Source organism: Ruegeria sp. YTSA108, assembly GCF_059610185.1.
Window position 1 is genome coordinate 161636 of sequence record NZ_JBXWND010000007.1, and the last position, 13385, is coordinate 175020.

Genomic DNA, 13385 nt, shown 5'->3' on the forward strand with positions numbered 1-13385 from the left:
CTGCCTCGCTCATCGCCCAACACGGGCACGATTTCAAGCCGAGACAAACCGCAAAACGGGTGCTAGCGTGCCGCCATGAAAGTGACGCGCAATTCCTCTAACCAGTTGATCCTTTCCGATACCCCTTGGTTTATCGGCATCATGCTGGTCTTCTTCATTCTGGCATTTGTCGGCGCAGGCCTGTTCTTGGCCAGCGAAGGCGGTGAGGGCATCTTGTTCGGCATCTTCTTTGCACTGTTCGGCGGTGGAATGGGCTTTGGAGCATTCTGCGCCTTTGTCCGTCGTGTTCAGGTCATCCTGGACCGAAAGGAAGACCGCATAATGATCCGCAGGCAGTCGGTTTTTGGCTATGATACTGTCGAGCATGTGCTTTCAAACCTATCCCATGCGGAGATCGAAAGCACGATATCTAGAAGCGACAAGGGGTCATCCACCCTCTATCGCCCTGTGCTAATATTGGACAAGGGGATGAGCGCGGGACGTCATCCTATCGTCGAAGCGTTCTCGAACGGTCGTGGTGCGCATCGGCTGGTTGATGCGGTCAATAACTGGCTTCCCGCGCACAAGGTTGACACCGCTAGCCGTTCAGCTTAAATCCCACCGCAACATCCGGAAGCCTCAGATCTTCCGGTCCCTTGAGTCGTTCAGGGATCGCCCCCCACCAGCGAGTTTCGCCCGTGGGGGCAATTGTGTATTTAACCGGTGTTTCTTATCTGAGAAGCGCCACCAGATAACCGGCTAAGGAGGCCGCAGGCATGTTTGAAAATCTATCCGAACGCCTCTCTGGCGTCTTTGACCGGCTGACCAAACAGGGTGCGCTGTCTGAAGAGGACGTCAAGACCGCCCTGCGCGAAGTACGGGTTGCCTTGCTTGAGGCTGACGTCTCGCTGCCGGTCGCGCGGGAATTCGTAAAGAAGGTGCAGGACCAAGCCACCGGACAAGCGGTGACCAAGTCGATCACCCCCGGCCAGCAGGTCGTCAAGATCGTGCATGACACGCTGGTTGACGTGCTGCGCGGTGAGCAAGACCCCGGTGCGCTCAAGATCGACAACCCGCCTGCCCCGATCCTGATGGTCGGTTTGCAGGGTTCGGGTAAGACGACAACCACCGGTAAGCTGGCCAAACGCCTGAAAGAGAAAGAGGGCAAGAAGGTCCTGATGGCCTCGCTGGATGTTTATCGCCCGGCGGCGATGGATCAGCTGGCCGTTCTGGGCACGCAGGTCGGCGTCGATACGCTGCCGATTGTTCCCGGCCAGAAGCCCGTCGACATCGCCAAACGCGCCAAGCAGCAAGCGACGCTGGGTGGTTATGACGTCTATATGCTCGATACCGCGGGCCGTCTGCACATCGACGAAGTGCTGATGAACGAGGTCGAGCAGGTTCGCAACGCGGTCGACCCGCGCGAAACCCTGCTGGTCGTCGACGGTCTGACCGGTCAGGTCGCCGTTGAGGTCGCCGAGGAATTTGAAGCCAAGGTCGGTATCTCGGGCGTGGTTCTGACCCGGATGGATGGTGACGGGCGCGGTGGCGCGGCGTTGTCGATGCGCGCGGTCACCGGCAAACCGATCCGCTTTGTGGGCTTGGGCGAAAAGATGGACGCGCTTGAGACGTTCGAGCCGGACCGGATTGCAGGACGTATTCTGGGAATGGGCGACATCGTTGCCCTGGTCGAAAAGGCCCAGGAAACGATGGAGATCGAACAGACCGAGCGCATGATGAAGCGTATGGTCAAAGGTCAGTTCAACATGAACGACCTGAAGATGCAGCTGGAACAGATGATCCAGATGGGCGGCATGCAAGGCATGATGGGCATGATGCCCGGCATGGGCAAGATGGCCAAACAGGTCGAAGAATCGGGCATGGATGACAAGGTGCTCAAGCGCCAGATCGCCTTGATCCAATCCATGACCAAGCGTGAACGCGCCAACCCGCAACTGCTGCAAGCCAGCCGCAAGAAACGTATCGCGGCGGGTTCGGGTATGGAGGTCAGCGACCTCAACAAGCTGCTCAAGATGCACCGGCAGATGTCGGACATGATGAAGAAGATGGGCAAGATGGGCAAAGGCAAGATGCTGAAACAGGCCATGAAGGGCATGTTTGGTAAAGGCGGCCCCTCGCCAGAAGACATGGCGGCAGGCATGGACCCCAAGGCGCTGGAGCAGGCGGCCAAAGCGATGGGTGGCAAGATGCCCGGAATGGGCGGAGGCATGGCCCTGCCTCCGGGCCTCAGCGGATTTGGCAAAAAGAAGTAAATGACCGCCGCTGCACCTCATATCCCCCGGCTTGAAACCGAACGCCTGATCCTGCGCGCCCCGTGCGAGGACGATTTCAGCGCGCTGGAAGCATTCTTTGCCAGCGACGCATCGAAATTCGTCGGCGGTCCCAAACGTGCGGATGAGACATGGCGGACACTTGCCCTACTGCTGGGTCACTGGACCCTTCGCGGCTATGGGTATTGGGCGGTAGAGGAAAAAGGCGCCGGCAAATACATCGGCCATGTAGGGCTGTGGTTTCCGCATAGCTGGCCTGAGCCGGAAATCGGCTGGACACTGATGAGCAGCGCAACAGGCAAAGGATACGCGACCGAGGCGGCGCTCGCAGCACGGACATATGCCTATGACGTACTGGGCTGGGATACTGCTATTTCTCTGATCGACCCCGACAATCTGGCGAGCAGAGCCGTGGCCGATCGATTGGGTGCGCGGTTTGACAGCATCTATAAACACCCGGCCTATGGCGAGATGCAGGTTTGGCGGCATCCGGCTCCATCAGACCTTGAGAACGGTGGAGTGGAGGCATACGCATGACGACGTTCTCCATCCCGATCATCGAAACTGAACGCCTTGTTCTGCGGGCCCCGCATGCGGATGACTTGCCTGAGTTGACTGCCTTCTATGCATCCGAGCGCAGCCATATGGTTGGCGGTCCGCGGGATCAGGTGGGCAGCTGGAGCTCTCTGGCAACGCGTCTGGGTCACTGGGCGCTGAAAGGCTACGGCCTTTGGCATCTGACCGAGAATTCCAGCGGTCGCTTTGTTGGCGCGGTTGGCATCATTGATGTACCTGGCTGGGACGAACCCGAACTCGGCTGGACCCTGATGGACGGGGCGGAAGGCAAAGGTCTGGCTTTCGAGGCAGCCCTTGCAGCTCGCGACTATGCTGCGCGCCAACAGGGTTTGAATGGCGTCATCAGCTATATCGCGCATGAAAACACGCGCTCTCGTGCCTTGGCCGAGCGTATGGGGGCCAGCTTCGAGCGCGAAGGCGAAGTGATGGGCAAGCCCTGCCAGGTCTGGCGCCATCCCACGCTCGATTTATCCGAACCTGCTTTGACCACCGAAAGGACCGGCCAATGACCAATCCCGTGACTCAGGCTGCCGCGTTGCTCAAGGACCACCGCGAAAGCATCGATCGCTTGGACGCGATTCTGGTTTACACACTGGGCGAGCGGTTCAAGCACACACAAGCCGTTGGCAAACTGAAAGCGGCACACGACCTTCCCCCGTCCGATCCCACGCGCGAAGCTGCGCAGATCGCACGGTTAGAAGACCTGGCGAAAGAGGCCGATCTTGACCCCGATTTCGCCAAGGCTTTTCTGAATTTCATCATTCAGGAAGTCATCCGACACCATAAGAAACACCAGAATTGACCGGGCCGTTCCCGGCACACGCCATCTAAAGGAGATACCACCATGGCAATGAAAATTCGTCTCGCCCGCGGCGGCTCGAAAAAGCGTCCCTTCTACCGCATCGTGGCTGCCGACAGCCGCATGCCGCGCGACGGCCGTTTCATCGAAAAGCTGGGCACCTACAACCCGCTGCTGCCGAAAGACAACGAAGAGCGCGTTAAAATGGACATGGAGCGCATCCAGTACTGGCTGGACCAGGGCGCCCAGCCCACCGACCGGATCGCCCGCATGCTGGAAGCAGCCGGCGCCAAGGAAAAAGCTGAGCGTAGCAACCCCAACAAGGGTACCCCGGGCAAGAAAGCTCAGGAGCGCGCGGAAGAAAAAGCTGCAAAGGCCGCTGAAGCTGCCGAAGCTGCTGCTGCGCCTGCTGAAGAAGCAGCAGCAGAAGAGTAAGCAGGGCGGCGCGTGCGGGATCAGACCTTTACCGACGATTTTCGCGCGCAGTTCGATCTGTTGTTGCGGCTCCGGCGCGATGTGCGCCGGTTTCGCGACGATGCTGTGGACGAGGCAGTGCTGACGCGCTGCCTCGACGCATTTCGACTGGCGCCGTCTGTTGGGCTCAGCGAGCCTTGGCGTGTGGTCCGAGTCGAAAGTACCGCCGCGCGTGAGGCTGCGCTTAAGAACTTTCAGGCGGCGAATGCCCAGGCCCTAAAGGGATACTCGGGCGACAATGCGCGGCTCTACAGTCAGCTGAAACTGACGGGAATGCAGGAAGCACCGGTGCAGCTGGCCGTGTTCTGCGACGATTCCACCGACAAGGGGCGCGGTTTGGGTGCAGGTTCGATGCCCGAGATGCGGCGCTATTCCGTGGTCTCGGCAGTCACCCTGTTCTGGCTTGCCTTGCGGACCGAAGGGATGGGGTTGGGATGGGTGTCTATTCTGGACCCCGAACGAATGGCGCGTGATCTGAATGTGTCGGATAGCTGGCGGTTGATCGGTTACTTCTGTGTCGGATGGCCAGAAGAGCACTCGGAAACCCCCGAGTTGCAGCAATCTGGCTGGGAATTCCGCGACGACAACCTGCTTGTGGAGGTACGATAGACGTATGTTCGGACTATTACGGCTTCCTATCCTGTTGATGATCGCCTTTATTGTGGGCGTGTTTTTCGAACGCTCGAACCAGCGCGAAGCGTGTGAGGCACGCGGGTTATGGCAAGACGGGCTATGTGTGACGGTGGATGGACCAAATGAATGACCTGATCTGCGTAGGAAGTGTTGCGGGCTCATACGGGGTGCGCGGCGAAGTGCGCCTGAAAAGCTATTGCGCGATCCCTGAGGATATCGAAGCCTATTCGCCGCTGACGGATGAACAGGGCGCGGAACGCTATCCGCTGGTCCTGACTCGTCCGATCAAGAATGGCTTTGCCGCCAGATTGGGCGGAGTTGAAACCAAGGAACAGGCAGATGACCTGAAGGGGCTGCGCCTGTTTGCGCGGCGCGATCAGTTGCCTTCGCTTCCTGATGACGAGTTCTACCACACAGATCTAATCGGGCTTGCGGTCTATGACACAGGGGGCGCGTTGCTGGGTCAGGTTAAATCTGTCCAGAACCACGGTGCGGCGGACCTGTTGGAATTGCACGGGCCGGGCCTGAATTCCACTATTTTGCTACCGTTCACACTCGAGTCGGTTCCAACAGTTGATCTGGAACAGGGCCGCATCGTCGCCGACCCGCCCGAAGGGCTGATCTGATGCGTCGGGTCCTGCTGCATCTGGGCCTGCACAAAACTGGCACAACAGCAGCGCAATCCTTCCTCTATGAAAATCGCGAGCTGATTTGGCCGCATTTTGCGCTGGTCCTACCGTATCGCACCCGCAATTCCGGCCTGTCCCGCGCGGCCACCAACCATTCCGTCTATGGAACAGTGGGAACCCTCTCCGAGTTTGGCAGTCAGCTGCGCGAATTTCTGGACAGCCTGGATTTCGGCGACAAGCGGGGACTGATCCTGAGCGAAGAAAACTTCGCCGGCCTAAGGCCCAGCCGCAATATCGACCAAGGCTATGCTGCGGCCTCCGATCTGGCTGCCTGTCTGGTGGATTCAATTCGCCAGCGATTTTCAGGGCAAGAAGTTGAGATCACGATATACCTGTCTCTGCGCCAGCGCGGAGGCTGGTTGCGCAGCCTGTGGGCACATGATCTGGAACGGATGCGACAGGTTTTTGACTTTGAAACCTTTCGCGACAACCTGGACCACCTGCCCCCGCTGCAAGACACCGTCAGCCGCATCAAGGAAAAGCTGCCTTCCGTCTCTGTTACGACTGAATGGCTGGAAGATTTGCAACTGCGACGGCTTGGACCTGGCGACCCCTTTGCCGAATTTATGGACCTGTCGCGTGACAAGGCCAACCTTCTGGTGCCTCCGACTCAGGTCAATACCCGGCTCCCCGAAGACGTCCTGTCCGAGTTGCTGGAACTGAACCGTTCGCGCCTGGACGAAGCGGCTCTGGTTGCGCAAAAGACTGCCGTGATTGAACGCGCGCAGACAGACCTGATTGGTACATCATGACTGATACGTCCCCGAAATCTCATGGTCGCAAGGCGATCCGTCCTACGCTGAAACCGCGCGAACTGCTTACGCCCACGCCCGATTTGCATGGGGTGTGGAAGGCCAAGATCATCACCTTGTTTCCGTCGGCCTTTCCCGGAGTTCTTGGCGAAAGCCTGACTGGAAAAGCCCTGCAAGAAGGGTTGTGGCAGCTGGAAACCGTTGACCTGCGTCAGTTCGGTGTCGGCAAGCATCGCAATGTGGACGACACCCCGGCCGGGGGCGGAGCGGGGATGGTGTTGCGCTCTGATGTATTGGGCGAAGCAATCGAGCACACGATGACCGAGGCGCAAGGAAACTGGCCTCTGATCTACCTTAGCCCGCGCGGTCGCCGCATGGACCAGCGCATGATGCAGAACCTCGCGCGCTGTGATGGCATGACCCTGCTATGTGGGCGGTTTGAAGGTGTTGATGAACGGGTGCTGGAGCATTACGGCGTCCAAGAGGTCTCGCTGGGGGATTTCGTGATGACCGGAGGCGAGATTGCCGCGCAAGCGCTGATCGACGCCACGGTGCGTCTGATCCCCGGCGTTCTGGGCAATCAGGCCTCGGCCGAAGAAGAGAGTTTTTCGTCGGGCCTGCTGGAGCACCCCCAGTACACCCGCCCGGCCGAATGGAAAGGCCGCCCAATCCCCGAGATTTTGATGTCAGGCCATCATGGTCGCATCGCCGAATGGCGTCACGATATGTCCGAACAGATCACCCGCGAACGGCGACCCGATCTGTGGGAGGCCTATCTGAGTGAACGGGAAGAGACGTCTGACTGACATCCCCCGTGTGACATGAGCCCCGCAGCTGAGCGGTCCCGGTTGCAGAATTATTCGGGGGGGAAAAGCGCGAATGCAGGCTTGATCACTTCGTCGTGGGCGACACCATCGAAACCTATGGGGTGCCCAAAGTCTAAGGGCTACCAGATTTCCAGTGCGCCCAGATTTCCGGTGGCCCGTTGAAGACATTGATATCAACCCTCCCCTGAACACCGGGCACCAGCCCGGTGCCGGTGTATTGCCAGAGCCGCCACACCGCTTTGGGATACACATTTCGCGGATGACCGGCGACCGAACGCAACCAGAACTCAGTCTTGGGCAGCCGCCCGATATTCGTATCACCATAGAAATCCACCGTCGTATAGACGATCGGACGGCGCCCATAGTGGCGTTCGAGGATATCCAGGAACTGTTGAGCCTCGGCCCGGACCGTCGCACCATCGGGGCGCAAGGTGCAGGTCTTAGAATGCGGGGTCCACTCCATGTCCAGCACATGTGGCAGATCCGATCCCTTGGGTACGTTCTGGATGAACCAGCGGGCCTGTTCCCGCGCCGACCGGCAGAAATAGTAGTAATGATATGCCCCCCACGGCACGCCCGCAGCCTGCGCACCTTGCCGATGGCTGGCAAACATGGGGTCGGCGACATCGCCCCCTTCGGTCGCTTTGATAAAGACGAAACTAACGCCGGACTGCTTGGCGGTGCGCCAGTCTATCGCTCCTTGCCAGCGCGATACGTCCAGCCCGTGCACCGGGTAATGCCCCGGATGTCTCCCTTCCCATTCGTGGGGGTCTGCATCTGCAAAGGCTGGGAAGATCACAGAGGGCGGCGTAGCATCTGGAAACGACTGGGCCTCGACCAGTTGCGGCGGCGGGCTGCTGCGACCGCAGGACAGGGTCGCAAAGGCCATGACGGCGAGCATCAATGCGGTGCGCATGATCTAATCCTGTATCAAATGACTGCTCTTATAATTACGTCCAGTTTGCCTGATCAGCCCCGCAAGGCAATGGTTCTGTTTGCGTGCGGCGGAAACCCACCGTTTTCCCCGCCTTGCATGGCGATTTAGGCTTGATCCCTGCCCCCGATGCCCGTAAATGACCGCAATCCGGTGCCGCAACTTCGCGACTCCGGTGTTTTGGTTTGCATCATGTCGTGACGCCCGGCTTTCTTCAGCCACGGCGCGGCGGGCAGGCCAGAGACCAAGTGAACATTCGATCTGACCTCTGGCGGGCTGTACGCAGGACCCGGTGAAGACCAAGAGCTCTCAGGCCGTGCCCAAACTTCGTGGACCAACCACGAGCAGATAGGAGAACCTGCGATGGACCTGATCGCACAGCTTGAGGCGGAACAGATTGCCGCCCTGGGGAAAGACATCCCTGATTTCAAAGCCGGTGACACCATTCGTGTCGGCTTTAAAGTGACCGAAGGGTCGCGCACCCGTGTTCAGAACTACGAAGGCGTCTGCATCGCCCGTAAAGGTGGCAACACCATCGCCGGTGCGTTCACCGTGCGTAAGATTTCCTTTGGTGAAGGCGTGGAGCGTGTGTTCCCGCTGTATTCAACCAATATCGACAGCATCACCGTTGTCCGCCGTGGCCGCGTTCGTCGCGCCAAACTGTATTATCTGCGCACTCGTCGCGGTAAATCCGCACGTATCGCAGAGGTCACCAACTACAAGCCCAAAGCTGGCGCCGAAGCGTAAGGAACGGAAAGATGAAAAAAGACATCCATCCCGATTATCACGTCATCGACGTCAAAATGACCGATGGCACCATAGTTCAGATGAAATCCACCTGGGGCTCCGAAGGCGATCAGCTGGCTCTGGAAATCGACCCCTCCGTGCACCCCGCATGGACCGGTGGCGGCGCGCGTCTGATGGACGCCGGTGGCCGTGTGTCGAAGTTCAAAAAGAAATACGAAGGTCTGGGCTTCTAAGCCTGACCCGTTTCGAATGCGAAAGGCCGCCCTTCTGGGCGGCCTTTTTCGTTTTACCCGAAACCTCTGACACCGCCCTGACAAGAAACGGGTCAGGATCAATCCCTCAGGGTTTCGTCGCGCGTGTCAGATCCGCCGCGCTGTGCACCGGGGGCACAGGGCCGCGCAGCAACATCAACCCCAGCGTCACGCCGATCAGCGCCGCAATCGCCGTCACCATCATGGCGCTGTCAAAAGCGTTGTCCTGCAGGTCGCGCAAAGCCTTTGACAGAGCACTTCCCGACGTCGGATCCATGCCGGCGATCAGTTGCTGGATTTGACTGGGCGTTCCGTGGGTCAGCGCATGAGCCAGATCATCGCGGGGGGCCGAGCCGGCCGGTAACGCGTCGATCACTTCGGTAAGACCCCGACGAGAGGTGATGGCTTCGGCAAGCCCGCAGACCACAGCCCCCAACGTAGCCCCGAAATAGAGGCAGGCATTGATTACACCTGAGCCTTGCCCCACATGCTCATCAGGCAAAAGCCGCAACCCAAGACGCGGTAGCAGCGAGAAACAGATACCAAGACCAATGCCGACGATCATCAACTTCCACCAGATCTGCGCATATTGAGTGGGAACTGTAATCGTGGTCAGCAACAAAAACCCAGCGGCCATTGCGCCCAGCCCGATCACAACAGGCCATTGAAAGCTGTAGGGCGCAAGAAATCGGGGCGCGATGACCGAGATCGCGAACATGCTTAGGCTCAACGGCATAATCGCAAGCCCAGCCCCGACAGACGTGTATCCGAATGTATCAGGCGATTGGACGAATGTGTTGAAGTAGACGAAAAAACCAAACAGCATAAAGCCGGTAAGGAACATCCCCGCTGCCGCCATGAAATAGCGCGGATGAAGGAAATAGCGCAGCTCGACCAACGGATCTTCACTGCGGCGCGAAGCCAGCACAAGGCCGACCATGGCCAGCATGGCCACACCCAACGGCACCAGCGTCAACGGTGCCTGCCATCCTCCACTTTCCCCATTGCTCAGGGCAAATGACAGCGGCCCCAGAAACAGCACAAGAGCCACAGCGCCGAGATAATCGAACCGGGCACCGGCCAGTCGCGTGTTCGGTACATAGTTCCGTTTTCTCACGGTCAAGCCAATGATAAACGCGGTGGTCAGCAGGATCAGATCGGTGGCGAATACGGCTCTCCAACTGATGTAATGGGCGAATGCGCCGCCAAGGATAGGGCCGATCCCGATCGACAGTCCGACGATGGCGCCCCATGCTCCGGTAACGCTGGCGCGTTTTTCCTCCGGGGTCGCTGCCGTCAACAAGGGCAACGACGTGCCAAACAGCGCTGCGGCCCCTGCCCCCTGCGCCCCACGGCCAAACAGCATCATCGCCCCGTCCTGCGCGAACAAGGCCGAGGCAGAGCCTATGGCAAAAACGATCATGCCAACCAGAAACACGCCCAGCTTGCCCGTGATATCACCCAGCCGACTGATAATCGTCACCAACGTGGCACTGACCACGGTATAGATGGCCATGACCCATTGCAGGTCCGAAGGCGACAGATCGAACTCATTCTTAAGATCAGGCAGGATGGTCGCAACCGCCGTGGAATTGAAGCCAACAACAACCATGCAAATCGCCGTCATGACCAATACAACGCGTGCGCCAGTATCAGATGAATTCGCTTTTAACATCAAATACGTCCTTAAATACGGGTGGCGGTTTTGGATCGTCACAACGATAGTTTAACAGGAATGTGCAAGCCGCCTAGCTTTAGATCCAGTATGACAGTGCCAGCGGCAAAGCGATGATCGTTGTCAGCGTCGAAACCAGTATGAACCCGGCAACATCGGGGCCATATTCCGGCACATGCTGATCTATGAACAAATAGGTCGCCACCGAAGACGGCATCAAACAGCACAGGATCACCGCGCCGCGCTCAGCGCCTGTAAAGCCGAAGGCCCAGACCAACCCGCTGGCGATTGCAACTGCCATCACCAGGTGCAAAGCGGTCAGCATCACCGCACGCCCAAGGCGGTTGACCCGAAGGCTGGCCAATGTGTGGCCCAATGTCAGCAGCATCAGCGGGATGGAAAGCCCACCCAGGATATCGAATGACTTCGCAACAGGCTGAGGCAGGCTATAGCCGCTGGCCATCAGCACCAGCGATAGGACCACCGCATATATGATCGGCGAGGTGGCGAGCTTTCTGGGCGAAAACTCTTTGGCTGGTATCCACATCCCTACTGTGAAGATGCTGACAAGAACGACCACTACAAATGCCATCGTATAGGCCATCCCCGCATCGCCTAACGCAAGCAAGGTGATTGGCAATCCGATATTGCCCACATTCCCATGCATCAGAGGCGTCAGAAAGGCCCGCGCCGGCAGGCGCATAACCTTCAGCGCCGCAAATCCCAGAACACCAAACCCGGCAATCGCCAACACCGCAGCGGCCATCACGTCCAGAAACGTTCCAACAGCGATCTTTGTGGCCGACAGATGCGAGATGATCAGTGTGGGATATCCAACCCGCGAAACGATCGCGCCAATGACCTTGTTGTCAAAGGGCGTTTTGGTCAACGCCAGTACATACCCAGCCCCGGCACAGATCAGCACCGGCAGCACCACATTCAGTACGTTCAGAAACAGATGCTCCAAGCCATGTCTTTCTCACAGTCCTTAAGCCTGGAGATTGAAACATAGTCCCGGCTTTCGCAAGTCAGCGGCCTATGGGCAGGCTGAGATTTCCGCAACAGGGGCTTTTTATGCAGCCCTACCTTGTTTCGGGTTCTTCCCTTCCCGCTTTCCACAACATATAGTGGCCTGCAACAACGTGTACGCAAACACGGCGAGACTTGGGAATACAGGCATGGCACATATTATCGTAGTTGGGAACGAGAAGGGCGGCGCGGGCAAATCGACTGTGTCGATGCATGTGGCCACCGCACTCGCCCGCCTGGGTCACAAGGTCAGCACCCTGGATCTGGACCTGCGGCAACGCAGCTTGGGACGGTATTTCGAGAACCGGAATAGCTTTCTGAAAAGCGCGGACCTGACCCTTCCCAGCCCCCGCCACCATGACCTGCCCGAGATTGATGCAAGCACGCTGAAACCCGGCGAGAACATCTATGACCACCGCCTGTCAGCAGCTGTGTCCGAGCTGGAAAGCGATAGCGATTTCATCCTGATCGACTGCCCCGGCTCTCATACCCGTCTCAGCCAGGTGGCGCATTCGCTGGCTGATACGCTGATCACTCCGCTGAACGACAGTTTTATCGATTTTGACCTGCTGGCACGCATCGATTCAAAGGGTGAGAAAATTCTGGGTCCGTCGGTCTATTCCGAGATGGTCTGGAACGCACGCCAGCTGCGCGCGCAAGCCGGCCTGAAGCCCATCGACTGGGTCGTTGTGCGCAACCGCGTCGGTACCCAACGCATGGTCAACAAGGAAAAGATGCAGCGCGCGATCGAGATGCTGTCGCAGCGGATCGGCTTCCGGGTTGCTTCGGGCTTTTCCGAACGCGTTATTTTCCGTGAGCTGTTCCCGCGCGGGCTGACCCTATTGGACCTCAAGGATATCGGGATCAAACAGCTGAACATTTCGAACATCGCAGCACGTCAGGAATTGCGCGACATGATGAAAGAGCTGAACCTGCCGGGTGTTGAGATCGATTTTTAGAGGCTTTTTACGACGGGTAGACGGACTATACTGCCGCTCACCTGGAAAAACGAAAGTCCGTTTCTGGCAATCGTTTTAGCTTCAGAGCCCTTGTTGGGCCTAAGCTATCACTGCTTTCCAATACTCAGGGTAAACTCGAACGAAACCAAATCCATCGACAGTCAAATTTGCTTCGTATCCACTATTGATCGAAGTGTACCTATAGGTATTCTCGTTCAGCCGCTCATATCGTTGCTTCAGCGGTTTGAATGTCCAGGTTTCATCATCCAACCAAACAGCAGTGAACTCTGCCTGATCTCCAATCCCTAGCTGGAGTCGCTTGATCGCACTCGTGTTCGTGGCCGGTGTAAACCCAAGATCGATGTCGAGCAATTCATCAACAGCATCCACAACTTTGTCATTCGAGGTCCATGTACCATCGTCTTGCTTCACTAAAACAAGATCAACCCTATCTGCCCCAATCCAACGCTGTACGGTGGCGGCGCTACACTCCCATTCGTCATTACAGGTCACGGAATAAGCTATTCTGACAGGAGAATTTTCAACTACGTAGACAGCCATGCCCGAGATTACGCGAGACGTTCCGTTACGGTTAACCGAACAGGCTTCTGTGCCCACGACATCAATCCGTCGCCACATTGTACTTCGCATCATCGCCTCAACCATCGCTATTGCTTTGCTTGCCCCATAGCGGACATTCATGCGTGTTTCAGCATAGGTCAATCAGGGCTCTCTCCAACCGTTCTCGGCGGCGTGCATGAACGGCTGGG

The 13385-nt window shown here is 58.0% G+C and carries 18 protein-coding genes; 14 read left to right on the plus strand and 4 right to left on the minus strand.

What is annotated here, in order from left to right:
- Window positions 1-105 precede the first annotated feature (105 nt).
- The 11 genes from AC2FHW_RS12165 to trmD all read left to right on the plus strand — a co-directional run bounded on the left by AC2FHW_RS12165 (window position 106) and on the right by trmD (window position 6999).
- Window positions 106-594, plus strand: coding sequence for a hypothetical protein (locus AC2FHW_RS12165; RefSeq protein WP_496821979.1), 489 nt, complete (start codon window positions 106-108; stop codon window positions 592-594).
- 161 nt (window positions 595-755) lie between these two features.
- Window positions 756-2252 carry a signal recognition particle protein gene (ffh, locus tag AC2FHW_RS12170; protein ID WP_271951450.1) on the plus strand — a complete coding sequence of 499 codons (1497 nt, stop codon included), beginning with the start codon at window positions 756-758 and terminating at the stop codon, window positions 2250-2252.
- Window positions 2253-2807, plus strand: coding sequence for a GNAT family N-acetyltransferase (locus tag AC2FHW_RS12175; protein ID WP_142639154.1), 555 nt, complete (start codon window positions 2253-2255; stop codon window positions 2805-2807).
- The gene (locus tag AC2FHW_RS12180; RefSeq protein WP_142639152.1) at window positions 2804-3355 is read left to right on the plus strand and encodes a GNAT family N-acetyltransferase; all 552 of its coding nucleotides are present in this window, start codon (window positions 2804-2806) and stop codon (window positions 3353-3355) included. Before AC2FHW_RS12175 ends, AC2FHW_RS12180 begins: the two co-directional genes overlap by 4 nt.
- Window positions 3352-3648, plus strand: coding sequence for a chorismate mutase (locus tag AC2FHW_RS12185; RefSeq protein WP_142639150.1), 297 nt, complete (start codon window positions 3352-3354; stop codon window positions 3646-3648). Before AC2FHW_RS12180 ends, AC2FHW_RS12185 begins: the two co-directional genes overlap by 4 nt.
- 42 nt (window positions 3649-3690) lie before the next feature.
- Window positions 3691-4080, plus strand: a complete 390-nt coding sequence (gene rpsP, locus AC2FHW_RS12190) for a 30S ribosomal protein S16 (RefSeq protein WP_142639148.1) — start codon at window positions 3691-3693, stop codon at window positions 4078-4080.
- 12 nt (window positions 4081-4092) lie between these two features.
- A complete protein-coding gene (bluB, locus tag AC2FHW_RS12195; protein ID WP_271951454.1) occupies window positions 4093-4728 on the plus strand; it encodes a 5,6-dimethylbenzimidazole synthase in 636 nt (211 codons plus the stop codon).
- A gap of 4 nt (window positions 4729-4732) precedes the next feature.
- Window positions 4733-4882: a hypothetical protein gene (locus AC2FHW_RS12200; protein WP_185956731.1), complete on the plus strand. Its 150-nt coding sequence runs from the start codon at window positions 4733-4735 to the stop codon at window positions 4880-4882.
- Entirely contained in the window at window positions 4875-5378 is a 504-nt protein-coding gene (gene rimM / locus AC2FHW_RS12205) for a ribosome maturation factor RimM (protein ID WP_496678729.1), read from the plus strand. The genes AC2FHW_RS12200 and rimM overlap by 8 nt, the downstream gene beginning before the upstream one ends.
- Entirely contained in the window at window positions 5378-6193 is an 816-nt protein-coding gene (locus tag AC2FHW_RS12210; protein WP_496678727.1) for a hypothetical protein, read from the plus strand. The genes rimM and AC2FHW_RS12210 overlap by 1 nt, the downstream gene beginning before the upstream one ends.
- Window positions 6190-6999 carry a tRNA (guanosine(37)-N1)-methyltransferase TrmD gene (gene trmD, locus AC2FHW_RS12215; RefSeq protein ID WP_271951461.1) on the plus strand — a complete coding sequence of 270 codons (810 nt, stop codon included), beginning with the start codon at window positions 6190-6192 and terminating at the stop codon, window positions 6997-6999. Before AC2FHW_RS12210 ends, trmD begins: the two co-directional genes overlap by 4 nt.
- A 133-nt stretch (window positions 7000-7132) precedes the next feature.
- Here the strand turns inward: trmD and AC2FHW_RS12220 are convergent, their stop codons facing one another.
- Window positions 7133-7936, minus strand: a complete 804-nt coding sequence (locus tag AC2FHW_RS12220; RefSeq protein ID WP_496821981.1) for a glycoside hydrolase family 25 protein — start codon at window positions 7934-7936, stop codon at window positions 7133-7135.
- 381 nt (window positions 7937-8317) lie between these two features.
- Here AC2FHW_RS12220 and rplS point away from each other — a divergent pair, with 381 nt between their 5' ends.
- Together rplS and rpmE are read left to right on the plus strand one after the other, a co-directional pair.
- Window positions 8318-8701 (plus strand): 50S ribosomal protein L19, encoded by a 384-nt coding sequence (gene rplS / locus AC2FHW_RS12225; protein WP_142639138.1) that lies wholly within the window; start codon window positions 8318-8320, stop codon window positions 8699-8701.
- A gap of 11 nt (window positions 8702-8712) precedes the next feature.
- Window positions 8713-8934 carry a 50S ribosomal protein L31 gene (gene rpmE, locus AC2FHW_RS12230; protein WP_142639136.1) on the plus strand — a complete coding sequence of 74 codons (222 nt, stop codon included), beginning with the start codon at window positions 8713-8715 and terminating at the stop codon, window positions 8932-8934.
- A gap of 106 nt (window positions 8935-9040) precedes the next feature.
- Here the strand turns inward: rpmE and AC2FHW_RS12235 are convergent, their stop codons facing one another.
- Both AC2FHW_RS12235 and AC2FHW_RS12240 read right to left on the minus strand, forming a co-directional pair.
- Window positions 9041-10627, minus strand: a complete 1587-nt coding sequence (locus AC2FHW_RS12235) for an MFS transporter (RefSeq protein WP_496752440.1) — start codon at window positions 10625-10627, stop codon at window positions 9041-9043.
- Between the two features lie 79 nt (window positions 10628-10706).
- Window positions 10707-11594 (minus strand): AEC family transporter, encoded by an 888-nt coding sequence (locus AC2FHW_RS12240; RefSeq protein WP_271951468.1) that lies wholly within the window; start codon window positions 11592-11594, stop codon window positions 10707-10709.
- 211 nt (window positions 11595-11805) lie between these two features.
- Here AC2FHW_RS12240 and AC2FHW_RS12245 point away from each other — a divergent pair, with 211 nt between their 5' ends.
- Window positions 11806-12615, plus strand: coding sequence for a division plane positioning ATPase MipZ (locus AC2FHW_RS12245; RefSeq protein ID WP_142639130.1), 810 nt, complete (start codon window positions 11806-11808; stop codon window positions 12613-12615).
- Between the two features lie 99 nt (window positions 12616-12714).
- On the opposite strand, the gene AC2FHW_RS12250 is transcribed toward AC2FHW_RS12245, so the two are convergent.
- Window positions 12715-13338, minus strand: a complete 624-nt coding sequence (locus tag AC2FHW_RS12250) for a putative glycolipid-binding domain-containing protein (RefSeq protein ID WP_496702918.1) — start codon at window positions 13336-13338, stop codon at window positions 12715-12717.
- Window positions 13339-13385 lie beyond the last annotated feature (47 nt).

Bases quoted from the DNA above. Each gene is read 5' to 3' on its own strand.
- rimM (WP_496678729.1), top strand. From the start codon at position 4,875: ATGAATGACCTGATCTGCGTAGGAAGTGTTGCGGGCTCATACGGGGTG.
- rplS (WP_142639138.1), top strand. From the start codon at position 8,318: ATGGACCTGATCGCACAGCTTGAGGCGGAACAGATTGCCGCCCTGGGG.
- AC2FHW_RS12185 (WP_142639150.1), top strand. From the start codon at position 3,352: ATGACCAATCCCGTGACTCAGGCTGCCGCGTTGCTCAAGGACCACCGC.
- AC2FHW_RS12245 (WP_142639130.1), top strand. From the start codon at position 11,806: ATGGCACATATTATCGTAGTTGGGAACGAGAAGGGCGGCGCGGGCAAA.
- rpsP (WP_142639148.1), top strand. From the start codon at position 3,691: ATGGCAATGAAAATTCGTCTCGCCCGCGGCGGCTCGAAAAAGCGTCCC.
- rpmE (WP_142639136.1), top strand. From the start codon at position 8,713: ATGAAAAAAGACATCCATCCCGATTATCACGTCATCGACGTCAAAATG.
- AC2FHW_RS12220 (WP_496821981.1), bottom strand. From the start codon at position 7,936: ATGCGCACCGCATTGATGCTCGCCGTCATGGCCTTTGCGACCCTGTCC.
- AC2FHW_RS12180 (WP_142639152.1), top strand. From the start codon at position 2,804: ATGACGACGTTCTCCATCCCGATCATCGAAACTGAACGCCTTGTTCTG.
- AC2FHW_RS12200 (WP_185956731.1), top strand. From the start codon at position 4,733: ATGTTCGGACTATTACGGCTTCCTATCCTGTTGATGATCGCCTTTATT.
- ffh (WP_271951450.1), top strand. From the start codon at position 756: ATGTTTGAAAATCTATCCGAACGCCTCTCTGGCGTCTTTGACCGGCTG.
- AC2FHW_RS12235 (WP_496752440.1), bottom strand. From the start codon at position 10,627: ATGTTAAAAGCGAATTCATCTGATACTGGCGCACGCGTTGTATTGGTC.
- trmD (WP_271951461.1), top strand. From the start codon at position 6,190: ATGACTGATACGTCCCCGAAATCTCATGGTCGCAAGGCGATCCGTCCT.
- AC2FHW_RS12175 (WP_142639154.1), top strand. From the start codon at position 2,253: ATGACCGCCGCTGCACCTCATATCCCCCGGCTTGAAACCGAACGCCTG.
- AC2FHW_RS12210 (WP_496678727.1), top strand. From the start codon at position 5,378: ATGCGTCGGGTCCTGCTGCATCTGGGCCTGCACAAAACTGGCACAACA.